Annotated in this window: 17 protein-coding genes; 12 read left to right on the forward strand and 5 right to left on the reverse strand. The window is 42.9% G+C overall.

From position 1 onward, the window contains the following. Positions 1–155 precede the first annotated feature (155 nt). From OPS28_RS11985 to OPS28_RS12010, 6 genes are all read left to right on the forward strand, one after another. Positions 156–488 carry a hypothetical protein gene (locus OPS28_RS11985; RefSeq protein WP_265609703.1) on the forward strand — a complete coding sequence of 111 codons (333 nt, stop codon included), beginning with the start codon at positions 156–158 and terminating at the stop codon, positions 486–488. A gap of 289 nt (positions 489–777) precedes the next feature. Further along, positions 778–1,242, forward strand: coding sequence for a CreA family protein (locus OPS28_RS11990; RefSeq protein WP_265609704.1), 465 nt, complete (start codon positions 778–780; stop codon positions 1,240–1,242). Positions 1,243–1,753: 511 nt separating this feature from the next. Then, positions 1,754–2,362 carry an acyl carrier protein phosphodiesterase gene (locus OPS28_RS11995; protein ID WP_265609705.1) on the forward strand — a complete coding sequence of 203 codons (609 nt, stop codon included), beginning with the start codon at positions 1,754–1,756 and terminating at the stop codon, positions 2,360–2,362. A gap of 431 nt (positions 2,363–2,793) precedes the next feature. Continuing rightward, positions 2,794–3,267: a hypothetical protein gene (locus OPS28_RS12000; RefSeq protein ID WP_265609706.1), complete on the forward strand. Its 474-nt coding sequence runs from the start codon at positions 2,794–2,796 to the stop codon at positions 3,265–3,267. Positions 3,268–3,655: 388 nt separating this feature from the next. Continuing rightward, positions 3,656–5,479: a DUF885 domain-containing protein gene (locus OPS28_RS12005; RefSeq protein ID WP_265609707.1), complete on the forward strand. Its 1,824-nt coding sequence runs from the start codon at positions 3,656–3,658 to the stop codon at positions 5,477–5,479. Positions 5,480–5,616: 137 nt separating this feature from the next. Then, positions 5,617–6,150 carry a protein tyrosine phosphatase family protein gene (locus tag OPS28_RS12010; RefSeq protein ID WP_265609708.1) on the forward strand — a complete coding sequence of 178 codons (534 nt, stop codon included), beginning with the start codon at positions 5,617–5,619 and terminating at the stop codon, positions 6,148–6,150. Positions 6,151–6,584: 434 nt separating this feature from the next. Here the strand turns inward: OPS28_RS12010 and OPS28_RS12015 are convergent, their stop codons facing one another. The 5 genes from OPS28_RS12015 to OPS28_RS12035 form a co-directional block, all read right to left on the reverse strand. Beyond that, entirely contained in the window at positions 6,585–7,064 is a 480-nt protein-coding gene (locus tag OPS28_RS12015; RefSeq protein WP_265609709.1) for an AAA family ATPase, read from the reverse strand. Between the two features lie 361 nt (positions 7,065–7,425). Further along, positions 7,426–7,995: a YSC84-related protein gene (locus OPS28_RS12020; protein WP_265609710.1), complete on the reverse strand. Its 570-nt coding sequence runs from the start codon at positions 7,993–7,995 to the stop codon at positions 7,426–7,428. Positions 7,996–8,136: 141 nt separating this feature from the next. Continuing rightward, a complete protein-coding gene (locus OPS28_RS12025; protein WP_265609711.1) occupies positions 8,137–9,003 on the reverse strand; it encodes a TraB/GumN family protein in 867 nt (288 codons plus the stop codon). 248 nt (positions 9,004–9,251) lie between these two features. Continuing rightward, entirely contained in the window at positions 9,252–10,514 is a 1,263-nt protein-coding gene (locus OPS28_RS12030) for a saccharopine dehydrogenase family protein (protein ID WP_265609712.1), read from the reverse strand. A gap of 19 nt (positions 10,515–10,533) precedes the next feature. Beyond that, the gene (locus OPS28_RS12035; protein ID WP_265609713.1) at positions 10,534–11,028 is read right to left on the reverse strand and encodes a DUF2244 domain-containing protein; all 495 of its coding nucleotides are present in this window, start codon (positions 11,026–11,028) and stop codon (positions 10,534–10,536) included. A gap of 125 nt (positions 11,029–11,153) precedes the next feature. Here OPS28_RS12035 and OPS28_RS12040 point away from each other — a divergent pair, with 125 nt between their 5' ends. The 6 genes from OPS28_RS12040 to OPS28_RS12065 all read left to right on the forward strand — a co-directional run bounded on the left by OPS28_RS12040 (position 11,154) and on the right by OPS28_RS12065 (position 17,415). After that, the gene (locus OPS28_RS12040; RefSeq protein WP_442863994.1) at positions 11,154–12,047 is read left to right on the forward strand and encodes a sulfite exporter TauE/SafE family protein; all 894 of its coding nucleotides are present in this window, start codon (positions 11,154–11,156) and stop codon (positions 12,045–12,047) included. A gap of 71 nt (positions 12,048–12,118) precedes the next feature. Then, positions 12,119–13,444 (forward strand): alpha-amylase family glycosyl hydrolase, encoded by a 1,326-nt coding sequence (locus OPS28_RS12045; RefSeq protein ID WP_265609715.1) that lies wholly within the window; start codon positions 12,119–12,121, stop codon positions 13,442–13,444. Between the two features lie 62 nt (positions 13,445–13,506). Continuing rightward, the gene (locus OPS28_RS12050; RefSeq protein WP_265609716.1) at positions 13,507–15,420 is read left to right on the forward strand and encodes an ATP-dependent DNA helicase; all 1,914 of its coding nucleotides are present in this window, start codon (positions 13,507–13,509) and stop codon (positions 15,418–15,420) included. A gap of 20 nt (positions 15,421–15,440) precedes the next feature. Next, complete coding sequence (tsaB, locus tag OPS28_RS12055) at positions 15,441–16,124, forward strand: tRNA (adenosine(37)-N6)-threonylcarbamoyltransferase complex dimerization subunit type 1 TsaB (RefSeq protein ID WP_265609717.1); 684 nt, start codon at positions 15,441–15,443, stop codon at positions 16,122–16,124. Between the two features lie 177 nt (positions 16,125–16,301). After that, entirely contained in the window at positions 16,302–16,619 is a 318-nt protein-coding gene (locus OPS28_RS12060) for a hypothetical protein (protein ID WP_265609718.1), read from the forward strand. 91 nt (positions 16,620–16,710) lie between these two features. Continuing rightward, positions 16,711–17,415 carry a Slp family lipoprotein gene (locus OPS28_RS12065; RefSeq protein WP_265609719.1) on the forward strand — a complete coding sequence of 235 codons (705 nt, stop codon included), beginning with the start codon at positions 16,711–16,713 and terminating at the stop codon, positions 17,413–17,415. Positions 17,416–17,438 lie beyond the last annotated feature (23 nt).

A 17,438-nucleotide genomic window follows, 5' to 3' on the forward strand; every position in this document is an offset into this window, starting at 1 on the left:
AATCTGTCGATAACATAAACCAGAAGGGGATAACTTGACAAGCGATAATTCGAATTCTTTATCCTCTTTTGCGAAACTATTGAGTCTAATTTAGTTCAAAATGATATGAGTACTGCTTTTTTACGTATAAAAGGCGAGTAGCTAAAGGTGTAGCCATGAGCGATGATTTATTGTTTTCTGTGATCCCCCGCCAGGGTAGGGCGGTGATTAAACCTGATGAAAAGGTTAAGCAAGTCAGTGCAGAAGCACGGACGGAAGCGTTGAGTCAGCAGGAAAAAGAAGTGCACGAGAATGAGCGTAAAGTATCCGAGCGCGAGCAATATAAGCGTATAGAAGAGCATCTTCCCGACCGCAGACAAGGGAATAAAAATCAGAGCGAACAGCCGTCCGATCTCGATAATGAAAGCGATGAGAAAGCCAGGGCTGATAAAGATGCTGAAGATAACGAACAGGGTAATAGAAAACACCGATTAGATATTTACGTTTAAATATTATCGTGAATTAAACCGACCCACGATAATAGCTGCATACCCAGTGAAAACGTTGAAAAAAAACGCTCTCGAAAAGTGAACAAAGAGTGCAGCCAGTTGGTGTACTAGCGCGTTGATAGTCCATTGCCTTTCTCTTTCTCTGAACTGTTTACACTTTTTTCTCGAATGAGGTTCATGTGACTTGGGAGTGTCCTTAACTAGATATTCCTTATTTGCGGGAAAATAATACGATTGTTCCGCTTCCGATGTGGCAGAATTGAAATCATTCAAATACTGAGGGATGACTATGCGTTTAATTTTGAGCATTGCATTAACGTTCGCGCTTGCAGGCTGTGATAATAACGAAGTGGGGGACGTATCGCTGGGCGTTTTTACCACCAAAGATATTAAATTGGATGCGTTTACCGACCCGATAGTGACAGGGGTCACTTGTCACGTATCGAGTATAGAAGCGAACCTCGATTTATCTGACCCCTCTGACAGCTCAATTGCGTGTCGACAGACGGGTCCCATTACCATCGAAATGGTTAGTCGCATTGATAAAAGCAAAAACGGCGAAGTGCTATTTACTAAGTCAAAAAGCATTTTTTTTAAGAGTATGAAGATTAGACGTATATTAGACTCTGACAATCAGACCTTAATGTATCTGGCTTATTCCACCAAAGAAACATCCGGTAGTTTCAAACACAGTCTTTCCACGGTACCTTTATGGGGCACTAATGCTCATAGCACTGCCGGTACAAATAATTGAGACTACACATTTGAACAGTCCTTACGTCCGCTCGATAAGCCAAGTGGGTAAGCGTATAGAGCTTGAACAATTGGGGTGAATTTGGTCCCCCTGTGCTTTCTTACAATTGGCCGTTTTTGTGATTAATACTCTATTACGTGTTGCGAGTACCTTACTTTGAAACGAAGTACAGGAGACCTCTATTCAAACGCGCGAGCCAATAAATCTACGTGCTACTATCAACGATCTTTAGCGGCGTATCGTAAAAGAAGCGCTTTTAAGCCCCCAAGGCCATGGCTTTTTTGCTGCTAAGTAACTAGGGGGTGACCGTGCAAACTTAATTCGCTTGGCAAAAAGAATAGATGCCAATATAGAAAAAAGATGGTTTGGGAGCAGTTGTTTGGTGAAACCCTGTAGAATAGGCGTGAAATTCTGTTTGGCGATACTAGTCCGTAGGTAGAGTTAGATTGGTGCAGAACTTGTTCGCACAATACTGTAAATTATTGACCTTTTATGGGTGGTAAGCACGGCGATGAACTATCTGGCACATCTCTATTTCGCCCAGCGCAATGCCGATTCTCATTTTGGAAATTTGCTGGGTGACTTTGGTGGGACGAAGTTTGTTGAAGAAGTACCAACGGCGGTTAGGAATGGGCTGGAAAACCACTATCTAGTTGATAAGTTTACTGACAATCATTCAGCTATTAAAGAGGCTAAGCGACTCTTTGCGGCACAAAGGAGGCGATTTGCTGGTATCGCTATCGACGTGGTGTTCGACCATTTTCTCATACAACACTGGGACTCATTTCACACTGAGCCGTTAGCTAAGTTTAAACACCACAGTTTTGCGCTACTTAGGGAGCGTATTCCTTGTATGCCCCCACGGATGCAACATGTGATCTCTCATCTAACGACAAACGACTGGTTCAAAGAATATGAATCAATAGCTGGCGTTGGGTTAGCGCTTGATAATATCGCCAAGCGTATTCGATTTAGCAATAATTTTGAAGGCAGTGTAGAAGACATTTCCCGTCACTATCAAGAGTTAGAAGCTATATTTCTGGCGTTTTTCCCCCAACTTTCCCAGCATGTCAGAAATCATGCTCTCGAACGTAATAATAAATGCATTAAAAACAAATAAGCCTGTTAGCCAATTTACTATCAGGTGGCATTCGCTAATTGAATACGTATGCGTGGATCGTCGTTACACGAAATGTAGCTAGTAAAAGAGGGGCGTAGTCGGTTGATCGCGTGGGTTTAACCTTTATTTCAGACAGCGTAAGGGCGGGCTAGATACAGGTTTGTCTTGATTTACAGAGGTGTTATTTACTAATCTCGACGAGGGCATACTATGCTAATTACGTATAACTATACTAATTGAAATACCCTACTATCAACCTGACATACTTCGCTAAGACATCAGTCGATAAGCAGATAAGTCTACTGATTAGTTCGATATGACGGTTTTTTTCAGCTCCACATGCTTTTATTAAAATACCTAGCCAACCCTCCACCCTCTGCGCTTTTTAGCAATTGAAAATAAATAATTTATGTAACCTGCTAAGATTAAGCATGGCAAAAGACAGCCTTCGTTGTGGACCAAACGCTCGCGCAAGGTCCGTCCTCAAAATTATGTCGCCTCGGCTTATGAATGACTTAGACATCGCTTACAAATTGCATTCTGAAATAGTCACATTCTGGCAGTTCTATGTGGCTGGTATTTCCGCAATAGTAGGCTGGGTGTTTTCGAGAAGTACGGCATGGTCATTAAATAAACGGCTTGGTATTTCGGTCACTACTCTTGTATTTATGGTATTCAGTATATCTGGGTTGTATCGAAGTTCTTCTGCGCTTCACGACATTGTTGCTCTAATGCGGTCTGACACATATGCTATACCAGAAGGTATCTCATCATCGGTGTTTTATTCAGTTGTAAACCGGCTGAACGTAGGCGATTGGTATTTGAATATCGGCGCTCATGTAGTCGTCGATGTCATCATCCTCTATTTTATAATTGTCGTAGCTGGGCAGAAACCTAAAGCCTGATAATACTTTTCAGTGAGTATTTGACTACGATGGCATCACGTCGATGGGAATTGCAACGAAAGTTATTGTAATGTTTTGACTTATTGATGTACGTAGGGAGAATATTTACCAGAGTATCCCCCCAAACTTCTTCACTTTAATAAATCAGATGTTAATGCATTAATGCCCTCTACCTCTTATGCAAAAATCGAAGTAAACAATCTAGTTTCGCAAAATCAAGGCGGCCCAGATCTGTCTCGCGGTAGTGAAATCACGCAGTTAATTGGAATTTATACATATTTTTTAAAGCGAATAAACTAACTAGGGGAGGATTCAGTCGACACATCTGCATGCGTGGACTAACATAAGTTTTCAATGTACTTCAATCACCTATAAGTGGAATGCAAAAGTGAGCCTGATTCGAACGTTAATTTTAAGCACTGCAGTGGTCGCCCAAGTAGCCCTCCCTGTGATGGCGGATACACAAAAAAAGACATCAAAAACCGTAGCTGAAAAGGCCCATAGCGAGCATGAACGGTTGTTTAATTTGTTTGCCGATGCTGACGAGCGCCAAATCGCGTTAAATCCGATTATGGGATTGTTCCGTGGAGATATGCGCAGAGCCGATCAGTTAGGGGATTATTTAACCGATGCTCACTACATCGCAATGCGTACTAATACCCTATTGAATCTGGCAAAACTTGAACAAATTGATAGAAGTCAGCTAAATCAGACTGATAAGTTAGCGTACGACGTATTTAAATATGACCAACAAAATGATCTCAAGGGGGCCACAGCAGAGATTAGAGCATTAACAGAAGTCCGTCCTATCAATCACTTTAGCGGGTTCCACACTTTTTATCCGACCTTCGCGAGTGGGAAGGGCGCGGCCCCTTTTAACACAATAGAAGATTACGAAAATAACCTTTCTCGACACCAAGATTATATTGATATTAGTGAACGTGCGATAGAAAGATTTCGCGAAGGGATGGAAAGCGGCGTGTTAGAGACCCGCTTAACTATTGATCGCGTTATAAAGCAACTGGATACCCAATTAGAGATTCCAATTAAAGAATCTCAATTTTGGGGGCCCATCAAAATGCTACCAGATAATTTTTCCCAGAAAGACAAAGATCGCTTAACTAAAGAGTATGAAGTTGCTACACAGGCGATTTATGACTCGACCGAACGTATGCGTGATTTCTTACGTGATGAGTATTTACCTGTTGCTCGAGAGACGATTGGTTTAAGCGATATGAAAGGTGGAAAAAAACTGTATCTTCAATTGATAGAGGATACAACCACACTGCCGCTCACACCAGATTATTTGCACGAGTTGGGTTTGAAAGAAGTTAAACGGATCAAAAGCGAAATGTTGGCGATCATGGATGAAGTGAAATTTGATGGCACCTTAAATGAATTTTTTGATTATGTCCGTAATAATCCGCAGTTTAAGCCAGAAAGCCGTGAAGCACTTACTGAAGATTATTACCGCATTGGTCGCGAAGTCGATGAAAAAATTAATGATTATTTCTCACTTTTGCCCAAAACGTCGTTGGAAATAAAACCCTATGATCCCGCTATTGAACAATTCAGCGCGGGGGGCTCTTACCAACAAGGCACACCAGATGGTTCACGCCCCGGTACGTTTTATTTTAATGCTTATGATTTACCAAGCAGGTTAACCACAGGAAATGTCACTTTATATTTGCATGAGGGAGCCCCAGGCCACCACTTCCAAATCAGTCTCGCCCAAGAAAATGAAGCGTTACCAGCTTTTATGCGTTTTGGTGGTAATACTGCCTATATAGAAGGGTGGGCGTTGTATTCGGAAACGCTTGGTTATGAAATGGGCTTTTTCGATGACCCCTGGAACCGATACGGTACATTGCAAGACGAGCAAATGAGAGCAATGCGTTTAGTCGTAGATACGGGCATTCATGCAAAAGGTTGGTCGCGTGAGCAGGCTATTAACTTTATGCTTGAAAACTCTGGAATGACACGCACTGAAGTCGTGGCAGAAGTGGAACGCTATATTGCTATTCCATCACAAGCTTTGGCCTACAAGGTAGGAGCACTTAAAATTCAAGAATTACGGGAAAAAGCAGAAGAAGCTCTGGGAAATAAGTTCGATATAAAAGCATTTCATGCTGAAGTATTAGAAACAGGAGCGCTACCGTTACCTATTTTAGAAGAAAAAATTAATCGGTGGATTGAATCTTTAAAAAGCTAAGCGATCTGCTAGTACAGGGGAGGGCGGTGGCAATGGGAATGCCACCGGTTTTTGTATTGGGAGGTAAAACGGTAAACCGTAAAAGAGCGTATACAAATATAAATTTTTCTTTATTAAAGTATGCTGGGGATATAGCAATGTTAAAAGCATTTCATAAAATATTACTGATAGCGTTATTGCAGCTTAGTTTTATTGTCAGTACGCATGCCACTGACACTAATAAAAATGCAATCTTGGCGTCCGACATTTCGAACATCACCAATCCTGTTCCTCAAGTTTATTCTTCTGGCCAGCCAAACAAAGAACAGCTTAAATTAATGAAAGAATTGGGCGTTAAACATATCATTAATTTACGTCCTACCGCTGAACAGCATTGGGATGAACAAGCGTTTGTCGAGTCAATGGGAATGAGCTATTACAATATACCGGTTGAAGGTGCAGAAGACATCAATCTTGATAATGCAGGTAAATTGGAGATGTTATTAGCAAAGCATAGTGGAGAGTCTATCTTGGTTCATTGTGCTAGCGGTAACCGTGTAGGCGCGTTGGTTGCACTCAATGAAGGTGATGAACACAAGGATATAGAAGCAGCTATCGCCACAGGAAAACAGTGGGGATTAACTCGACTAGAACCCGTGGTGAGGGAAAAGTTAGAGACATCGAAAGATTAGGTGAGTTGATTTATAACCTTAGCCTACAACGTCTTATCGTGTCTGCGAAAGCGTTTACTCCCAACTTCTTATGGAAGTTAATAGAAGCGTGTTTTTCCACGATATGACGGGGGTTAACATCAGCCTATGCGAAGAATAACGGCTCTGGTCTGGGAAGCTAGCGAGCCCCAACTATGCGAAGAATAACGGCTCTGGTCTGGGAAGCTAGCGAGCCCCAAATCACGTTCTTTCGCTAAAATAATTTGCGATAGCATAGAAAGTTATGGCCTTACTTTCAAATTGTTCGGGTAAAATAGAGGGCTGTTTCCCACGGATTCTCAAACCTTTTAAGTTGCCACCGTAACCAATTAGCAATAATTTTTTGTGCTATTGTCAGAAATGAATTTGTGTAGTTCTCGGGAGATAGCCGTTGCTTGGTAAAGTGCCGCCAATGCTTACGTGTTACACGTAAGCATTTTCTTGTTCCCTACATAATTACGGTACAACAACAGGTGGGAATGCTTTGAAAAAGTATCTGTCCGTGTTTCATATTGTTTGATCCAATCGATCAGCATGGGTAAATTCGCGTCCTGGGCTTGTTTAGAACCATACTTATGCGGTTCCCAGGGACGCTTTCGTGCGTTTTCAACGCATTGCTGGATTGATAAGTTCAAGTAAATCATTTCATCACAATGAAGTGCAATTTGCGATAATAAGTCGCTGTAACATCCCTCTACAACCCAGTCTTCATTCTTTTTTAAAAAATTTCCTATCTTCTCCATTGAATCAATCAAGGGCATTCTTGTCGGTGGCGTTTTAGGTAACCATGCGACCTGATCCAAGTCGAAGTGTGCTAGGTTCTTTTTAACAGCTAGTTGCTTGGCCAAAGTAGACTTTCCCGAGCCTGAGTTGCCAAATATTAATACTTTAGGCATATCTATCCCTTCTGAAAAATGCAATCTCCTAACAAGCAGTCCGACTATTTTGAAGCGAGATTAGAATTTTTTTAATTTATTATTTTTGTAACTGCAATAAAAACATTACCTTCCTCTTGTCCGATGAGCGAGTAGCGTAAGAAACAAGGGGCCTTAGCGTATACATGTTAGATTCAGAGGTAGAGCATGGCGCGTCTCATCATTAAGTCTAGATCACGGTATGGTGGAGTATAAGATATACGGAAGTAAATGAGTAAATATGAAAATCTAAAAATAATCGGGTAAAAAACACCCTGCATAATTGATCGTCGATAGAATAATTATGCAGGGATGTAATTATAATTTAAACGTATTGAGCGAGTTAATTGAGCTCATTGTCTACCCAAAATTTGGTTCCTTTTACCATAGCTTGAAGGGCAATGCCTGAATCTGTCATTGTATAAACTGTCACTCCCCCAAGATAGGCTTCTTTAGATGCAGACACTCCTCTCTTATTTGCTTTTGCGGTTGCATCAGCATTTCCGCCTGCTGTCCAACCATTCTCCACAAAGTGCGTTAGCGCATGTTGAGAGTGAAAAATAATGACGATGCGATAGTCTTTTGCGCCGATTCCAAGACCAACACCACCTTCGGCCATATTCATAAAGGTTTTTTCGCCTGTGGCATTATTGTTTACTACGCCATAACCGGTTCCTGCAGCAACTACCAGTAGGTTGATGTTCGCGTTTGAGAAGGTCGCATAACCCGCCGCATTAGTAACTTGTGCTTGGGTATCGGGCTTTTCTCTATATAAACGCTCGATAGTATCTTGTTGCATATCTAAAATAGCCTGACGTTTTTCCGTTACTGTGCCATCGCCCATTGACGCGCAACCCGTAAGAAGGAGAAGTCCTGCCAGTAAACCACTAAATAATCTAAATTGTTCGCACATAAATAGTCCAGTTTGTAAAAATCGAATTTAATACGCCATAAAGCAAAGAAAGTATTAATGCAATATCAAAACTTGGGCGCGTGAGAGGATATAAGGTAAGAGAATAGGGCGCGAGATACCGCGCCCTAAATGTATGACTAATTATTGAGGCTCTGCAACCTGCGTAACAGTGTACCCTTTTGCTTCAAGTAGTTTGAGTAGTCCAGTCTCACCAGGTAAATGCAACGTTCCTACCAATACAAACTCTACCTCAGGGGTGGTGAGCATTTCTTCAATATCAGGCATCCATTCAGCATTACGTTCGGTTAACAATGTATGATAAATATCAGGGTAGCTTTCCTTAAACTCTAACAAGTGATACTTATTGAGCGCTTCGACATCACCCGCTCGCCAGTCACCGCGAAGCTGTTCGAGCATAGAAGGAATTTTTTTTACATCTTCGATGGAGTAACGAACAAAAGCATCGTCATCTCCTTCACCCATGTTGGCGATAAAATCCAATTGCTCTTCAGGGGTTTCAAACCAGTCCATTAGTTTTCCGTCTCCCATAGCAATGGTGTAGTAATAACTGTCAACGCCTTGGCTTGTGAGTCCCAATCGCTGAAGCTCTAACATGCTAATGGTAACACCCACTAATGAGGGTTTAAGTTTTTGCATATTCGCAATAGGTACCCCACGCGATTCTAAATGTGACTTTAGCGCTGCAAAAGTCTCAGGCTGCAATGTCGATTGCAATGTTCGACCATCTTGATAAGTAAGCTTTTGCATGGAAAGCTGGGAAAATTCAGGGGTTGTCAGCGCCGCAATATCTGTTTCAAAAATAAGCTTATCAGATTCTTTATACGCAAATTTATAACTGGGGGGTAAAGGGTAATCCTGAGGGCTGAGAATGTGTATGGTTCCGCCAATGTATAAACTATGTGAATTGTTTGACACTTTCCACACAGATGCAGCTTGTACGTTCAATGCAAAAAACAGTGATATGGCTGCGATAAGTCCTTTTTTCATGAATTGCTCCGGTAAGGCAGTAGGTACACAGGCTAAATGTACGGCCTTTCTGAAGCACAAACAACTGTTTTAACGTACAGCTTACAACATAAAAAAAGCTGTACAAAAGACAATATAGTTGATTAACAGAGCCTGAGTCTAATGCAACTGCATGTGATTCTTACTTCCCCTCGAAGCACGAACGGCAGTAGAGCGAGCTGTTTCTCGAAGGTCAACGCCTGCACATCAATAATAGTCTCGAGGGAAGGTCAGGTCGACTTAACCTTCGTTTTAGCCACGGTATGGGTAACTTCTTCGAATGTTAAGCCCGCATGTTCTTGCAACGGACCAAATAAAGCGTCTTTAAAACAACTGGCAGGGGTATAAAAACCTCCAGGTAGTGCCTGCAACTTTTCAGATTTTGCGAGTTTAATAGCCGCTTCTGCAATCATTTGGGCCGTAGAGCCATAACCCGGATCTTTATCGCCTGTGACTCGTACGGTAAGCGTGTCTCCCTCATCGGTTTTTCCGTAAAAATAGATATCGAAAAAACCCTCCTGTTGTGCTTTTTCGGAAGGACCTTCTCCTGGCTTTGGTAGCCAGTATTTTTCCATTAACCCCCGTAACGGTTTAACCGACGCCGCTACCATAAACCCGCCTAAACCAAATGTTGTCATCCAGCCCGTCATTGCCCCTTTGGTATCCTTACCTGTGACTAACGCTTCTTCGTACGTGAAATGATCTGTATATGCGTTGCCGAGTAACGCGTTGCTACGATGCACAATACGTGTGTTTATAGCTGCCATAATAAAAGGCGCTATCCATCGCTGAGTATGATCATCGAAACACGCTTTTTTAATATTTGGCTGTCTAACCGACATTCTATGATTATTTGGACAGAGGACATAAGGGTTAGCTAATTTTTTGCGGAGAGACTTGTCTCGCCCCATCTCTTCAACCAATTGCAACATACTTGCGATAGTCCCGCCGGACGCGCCACCACGAATGCGTCTAACGCGCATGGCGACATTGGTACAGGGTTTGTTAAACCGCAGCTGACTTTGCTGCTGCAAAAAATAGACACCTAAATCTGAAGGGATAGAGTCAAAACCACAACTGTTAACTAATTTTGCCTGACTCTCACTTGCAGCTTTGCTATAGAGGTCCAACATAGCTTTTATCCACTGTGGCTCACCTGTTAAGTCAACATAGCTCGTATCACACTCGATACACGCCCTGACCACAGGTTCGCCAAACTGTGCGTACGGACCTACGGTAGATAACACCACTTTAGCACGTTTGCATAAGGCGATTAGCGAGGCATTGTCGTTCACATCCGCGATAATCAGACTTGGTTTCGTATTATGTTTTGACGGCAGCGCCTTGACTATGTTCTGGAGCTTATCCTGATTGCGACCTGCCAAAGCCCATTTGACGTTATCCTGATGGCTATAGTGCGTTGCAAGGTAACGCGCTATTATTTGCCCTACAAAGGACGTTGCCCCAAACACGATAACATCAAAATCTCTCATGGTTCTATCCTTAATTGCCTTAGTCGCGCCACCAATGCGGGCGGCAAATTATCAAGCCCGCACGTTGTAATTCATTTTTTAACAACTGCCGGTCGGTTAAATTCAAAAACTGGCCAACAGTTATTTCTACTTCGTCAGAAATAATCCTGATAACCGGAAGTTGCCAATCATTCTCAGTTTCACTATACAGCACATAGCAGGTGTTACGAGATAAGCAACGCTTATTTTTTTGCCTAAAACCGGTTTCGATACTAACAATATCTCTATTGATGACAATGATTTGCTCAAGATAAGTCTGATGATTTACTTTGAACATTAAAAATGCAAGCAGGCTAATTTCTAATCCTGCAAAGGGAAGAATAATCCACCCTCCGACAAGACTCCAAGCTAATGCAATGGCCAAAACAGGTACAGCTAAGACTCCAATAAATATCTTTGATTGCGCCCAGCTAGCAGAACGATTAGGCCTTAAGACTATTCGCCAATGATTTGAGCACTGTTTACTGGTGATCATTTTTTGCGGGCTATTAACTAACAAATTAGAATTTTCAATTAATCAGCTTAGCATAGAGATTTATTTTTCTGACTTAATCTGGCAAAGTGCGCGCTGGGTCAAAACTATTAAACAATAGCTAAAATATCTTGTTCTCCCGAAAAGCAGTCCTCTTAATCATTATTGTGTGTTGGTGTGCATTAATAAGCATACAGCCAAAACCTTTCGAGTTGATAACAGCCTATTCTCCCTTCACTCTATTAGGTGTATTAGGCGCTGTATTCGCCAATGCGACAGGTGCTGGTGGGGGAGTAGTGTTTGTCCCCTTTTTTAATCAATTGGCATTTTCGCCGGTTTCTATCGTTGCTACCAGTTTTGCGATCCAGTGCTGCGGTATGACCGCGGGGGCTTTGACATGGTGGCATCATTACTGTAAAGAGAAAGCGCCTAATGCAGAATGGAAAGCGTTACCAAGAAGCTTAACGGTGGCGGTGCCGGCCTCTTTGGGTGGTATATGGCTTACCCAGTTTGGTACGCGCGCATTTGAACAACTATCATTTCTGCAAGGTAAGGTGGAAGATATCCATCTAGGCTTTGGTATTTTTTCGATCGTACTGTCGCTGGCATTGTTCGCAACGAGTATGATGAAAGCCCACCCGATATATAGAAATAAATTACAAGCGTTTGACGCAATATGCCTTGTAGGGATTGGATGTGCAGGGGGCGTGCTGACGGCATGGTTATCGGTCGGGGTAGGTGAACTGGTAGCGGTTTATTTAATCCTCCGAGGGTTTAATATCGCTATGTCTATTGCAGTAGCGGTAATTTTAACTGCATTTACTGTTTGGGGAGCTATCCCCCATCACATTATCAACACCATGGCAATAAATTGGCCAGTGGTAATGTTCGCCGGTATGGGAGCAATTATTGGAGGTATGGTGGCTAAGTACGTTGTGCTGGCATTCTCGCCAATCAAACTAAAACTGTTCTTTGCTGGCTGGGTAATGATCATGGGGCTTGCTGGCTTACCCATTTTCTAAGTTCGTGAACGATCAATCCCTTTCTAGCTGGTAAACGTACCCGCCGTCATGGTTATGAAAAAAGGTGCGTTATGTCCGCCTCAAAGATTATTGAAACACCCCTTTATTCTGTAGAACAACCCGAATGGTCAAAATGTGCTGTTATATACCAGGTAAATACTCGTCAATTTAGTAAAGCTGGAAACTTCAAAGGGGTGGAGCAGGGGCTTGATCATATAAAATCCCTTGGCGTAGATATCATCTGGCTTATGCCTGTTCACCCTATCGGTGAGGTCAATCGAAAAGGGAGGTTAGGGAGTCCCTATGCTGTAAAAGATTATCACGCGATAAACGCTGAGTTTGGTAGCGAAGACGACCTTTTGTCACTTGTTAGACATGCCCATATTCTTGGCCTGAAAGTGATTTTAGATTGGGTGCCTAATCACAGTGCATGGGACAATTATCTTGTTAAGACTCATCCACAGTGGTATGCAAAAGATCATCACGGTAACTTTAGACCGTCTCCATGGTGGGATTGGGATGACATTATTGAATTCGACTATGCGCAGCAGTCTTTGCGTGATTACATGATTGAAGCCATGTGCTATTGGGTGGAGAGGTTCGACGTAGATGGATTTCGCTGTGATGTGGCCGGTTACGTGCCAAAAGATTTCTGGGAGCAGGCTCGTCTCAAACTGGATACCATAAAACCTGTCTTCCTGCTGGCTGAGTGGGAAAGCCGGGATCTGCACGAAAAAGCATTTAATATGACCTATGCCTGGAGTTGGAACGAAACGGTCCATGGAATTGCGAGGCAGGGGTGGCCTTTGGACAAGCTACGAAAATACTATTCATGGAATGAGAGAGCGTGGCCTAAAAACGCTTACCGTATGACCTTTGTATCTAATCACGATAAAAATGCCTGGGAAGGTACACAGCGCGAGCAATTCGGGCACGTACTTGAAGCTGCAATTATTTTGTCAGTGTTGGGGGAGGGAGTGCCATTGATTTACAATGGTCAGGAAGCTGGCGAATCGAAAAGGCTAGCCTTTTTTGAGCGGGATCCCATTGAGTGGCAAGAGCACGCCATCGGTGACTTATACCGAAGACTAATTAAATGGAAACATAAGGTGTCAGCCTTATGGAACGGAGCCTATGGCGCGACAATGATTCAAATTCCTAATACCCAGATGGATAGTGTATTCAGTTTTATCCGAGCACAAAATAATGAAAGAGTACTGGTAATAATCAATTTTTCTAAAGTCAGAGTAAACGTAAAACTAAAGGATGCCTTTTGTGAAGGTGATTACGTAAACATGCTGAGTAGCACAAGGCATACTGTTGATACTCGGCAATCTTTCAGCTTAGCCGCCGGAGAGCCTCTTGCCTTATTTTCAGAAGACCTAAAAGAGGCGTAAATTTTCCGCCCATTTACACTGGTTTTTTGGCATAATGCACGTTTTGCCAGATTTGTAGTTGCATGCCTACCATATCAGATGTATTCGAAAAAAACGGATTACTCGCCTTTGCGATTAAAGGATTTGTCCCTCGTACAGCGCAAACCGATATGGCTGAAGCCGTTCATAAAGCGATTCAACACAAACAGTCGCTGATCGTTGAGGCAGGAACAGGTACAGGAAAAACATTTGCCTATCTGGCCCCGGTTTTTCTGAGCAAAGGTAAAGCAATTATTTCTACCGGCACAAAAAACCTGCAAGAACAACTTTTTCATCGTGATTTACCATTGGTTAAAAAGGCACTTTCCAGTAACCGTAAAACGGCGTTACTTAAAGGCCGAGCTAATTACCTGTGTACCCATAGATTAGGGCAGCATGGCGGTAATTCCACTCTTGTTGAAAAAGAAGTACTCAATCAGTTAACTGCGGTACGCGCCTGGGCGAATACGACGAAGTCTGGGGATATCGGTGAGCTTAAAACGCTACCAGAAGATGCCAAAGTGATTCCGCTGGTTACATCTTCGGTGGATAATTGTCTTGGCCGCGATTGTCCCGATTACGAAGATTGCTATCTGGTTAAGGCCAGACGGAAAGCGCTCGATGCTGATATTGTGGTCGTTAACCACCACTTATTTTTTGCTGACCTAGCCTTAAAAGACACGGGATTCGGTGAACTTATTCCCGATGCCGATGCGATAATCTTTGATGAAGCACATCAGATCCCGGAAATAGCCAGTGACTATTTCGGCGAATCTCTATCCACAAGACAATTGCAGGATATGGCAAAAGATCTCACTTTACTTTATCGCACGGTATTAAAAGATGCGGAACAACTGGATAAAGCTGCTGAGAAATGTCGCCTGATAACCGCAGACTTACGCCTACTGTTTCCAGCCAATCCTCAACGAGGTAACTGGGCTGAAGCCCTGCAACGCGATGACGTGCAACTGCAAATAGAAAAACTAGCTGCGGCCCTGGAAGTGCTGCATGACGTATGTAAATTACATATTGGGCGAGACAAGGATTTAGATCATATCTATGAACGTGTAGTGGCGTCACGTGAAAAGCTGGATGCACTGCGCGATTATGAGCAGACAGGGGTGAGTTTGTGGTATGAAACCACTAATCGTCATCTGGTAATGCATTTAACTCCGTTATCAATTGCGGCAAAATTTAGACGATTTGTGTCAGAACCGCCACGCGGTTGGATTTTCACATCAGCTACTTTAATGGTGGATGATGGCTTTACGCATTTTCAGAAAAGAATGGGCCTAGAGGAGGCTAATACGTTGGGTTTAGATAGTCCCTTCGATTACCAACGCCAAGCTCTTTTATGTGTGCCGCGCTACTTACCAGAACCAAACAGTTTGGCTTTGCAAGACAAACTGTTTGACGTAGCAAAGCGTTTAATCAAAGCCAGTAAAGGACGTTGTTTTTTGCTGTTCACCAGCCACGCGATGCTCAAAAAAATGGCTTTAAGACTTGAAGATGCAGTGGATAATCCTTTATTGGTCCAAGGTACCACTACCAAACAGGCTTTGTTGCGCGATTATCTAGCTGACGAAAGTGCCGTGTTATTAGGGACTGGCGCATTTTGGGAGGGGGTAGATGTTCGTGGCAACGATCTGGTTTGCGTTTTAATAGATAAGCTTCCATTTGCATCTCCTGATGACCCTTTGTTGCAAGCGCGTATAGACGACGTGAGAAAGAAAGGAGGTAATCCGTTTTCGGCTATTCAGATTCCGCAAGCAGTAATAACGTTAAAGCAAGGCGCCGGAAGACTCATTCGAGATCCCAGCGATAAAGGGGTGTTAGTTATATGCGATAATCGACTGGTCACTAAGCCTTATGCGAAAACATTTGTCGCCAGTTTGCCCGACATGCGCCGAACACGAAATTTAGATACTGTTGATGCCTTTTTGGCAGAAATTGATTAGGTTGAAAAGTAAAAATTGATATGAATATACTCGCCATTGATACGGCTACTGAAGCCTGTTCGGTTGCTTTACTTAAAGATAATAAGGTGCAGGCTAAATTTGAGTTGTGCCCGCAACAACATAGCCAGCGCTTATTGCCTATGGTAGATGAGATCCTTGCGCAAGCGGCTATTAAATTAGATAAGTTAGATGCGTTAGCATTTGGTCGTGGTCCTGGTAGCTTTACTGGCGTCCGCATTGCGACAGGAATGGTACAAGGGTTAGCGTTTGGCGCAACTTTACCCGTAGTGGGAGTAAGTACGTTAGCGGCTATGGCCCAGCAGTGTTTCACGCAAACTGATGCTACCACGTGTGCGTGTGCTATTGATGCTCGAATGAGTGAAGTATATTTTGCTGTATATCAACAGCGTGAAGAAGGTTTGGTTGAGCTCATTAAAGAGCAGGTTTGTTCTCCAGCAACAGCCGCAGCACATCTGGAGGGGCTAACCTATACCGCAGTAGGAACAGGTTGGAATGCGTATCCTGAGTTACAACAAAAGCGGGTTACTGGTATTGCGGTAGATATTCTGTATCCTGCCGCTGAATTTATGCTACCCCTTGCTATTAAAGCTATTTCAAACCAAGAAGCCGTCACTGCGGAAAAAGTATCGCCCGTTTACCTACGAGATAAAGTTACGTGGAAAAAACTACCCGGCCGAGAGTAACGATATTCGGTTGGCCCGGTATTTGCCTTAGCAACAATAATTGTGAAAAGAGTTAGTTTTAGTCAGAAAAATGACGTTTAGACCCTAAACGTCATATAAGTGCTAAAACTTTCGTAAAAATAGACGGATTAGCACAAGCAAATCTAAAATTGGAATATCTGAGACGTAAGTAGTTAAATGAGTCGAATGGACATAGAATCCACTCTGATCATCCCTCGTCCTGACGCGGCACCAGAACGTGCGGCGGTTCCGCCTGCGCGCCAAATTCCTATCGAGCAAGAGTCGCCGTCTCACAAAGTTAATCAACGTAGTGATTTAGTCCGTTATACAGCTACAGAAGATGTGCTGGATGAAGCCAGTAAGTTTCAAAAACAATCGGGTTATGACCAGCCCGCAGGCAAAGGCAAACAGGCTGTAGAGTCGTACTTAAGTTTGGAACGCGAGTCGCGTAGAGAGGATATTCACAAACTTCTCGGCGTCGATATTTATGCTTAGTTCCCTGTCTTAATTCTTTAATTCAGGTTTTATTCAGCTTCAATTCCGATACTATAGAAAAGGAACATTCTGTATTTTGAAAGGTAACGCTATGATCCGTCACGCTGTCGCGTTGTTTGCATTATTATTATCCGGCTGTGCTATGGTGCCAAACCAAATTAAGGTGCCGGATGACACGCCTTTAATAAGCTATTCTCGCTCTGTTACGGGGGGAGAAACAGTAAAAGGAAGTATGGCACGATGGGGCGGTATAATTGTCAATGTGGAAAATAAATCACAAAAAACGTTTGTAGAAGTAGCACATTTTCCTTTAAATCACTATGGTAAACCTGTAACGAATGAAAATACGGTAGGCCGATTTAAAGCACGTATTAACGGGTTTGTCGATCCCATTATGTTTGAAGAGGGGCGAACCGTAACATTTGTGGGACGTTTAGATGTACCGATGTCGGGAATGGTGGGGGAACAGCCATACATCTACCCCACACTTGCTGTAGATGATTTTTACATCTGGCGTAAAGAATCCGAATATGACGTTTCCACCGTATATTTTAGCTATGGTTTAGGCTGGTATTCTCCCTTTTACTACACGTTCCATCGGCCATATTGGGGAATACATCATTCCAGATATAGAATTATTGAACGAAGGAATAGAGCGCCGGCAGTTTCTACAAGACCGGTCCTAAAAAGGAAAAGTACAACGAAAAGCCGGCCTAGCCCAGACACAATCCGCTCCCGAGTAGAGGAACGGGAATATAAACGCTCGTCAATGCGAAACAGAAGAGACGAGCCCTAACGGCAACCTCATGCTTCAATAGG

Origin of the sequence: Alteromonas sp. ASW11-130, from assembly GCF_026183735.1 — a bacterium.
In the GTDB taxonomy this organism is placed as follows: domain Bacteria; phylum Pseudomonadota; class Gammaproteobacteria; order Enterobacterales; family Alteromonadaceae; genus Alteromonas.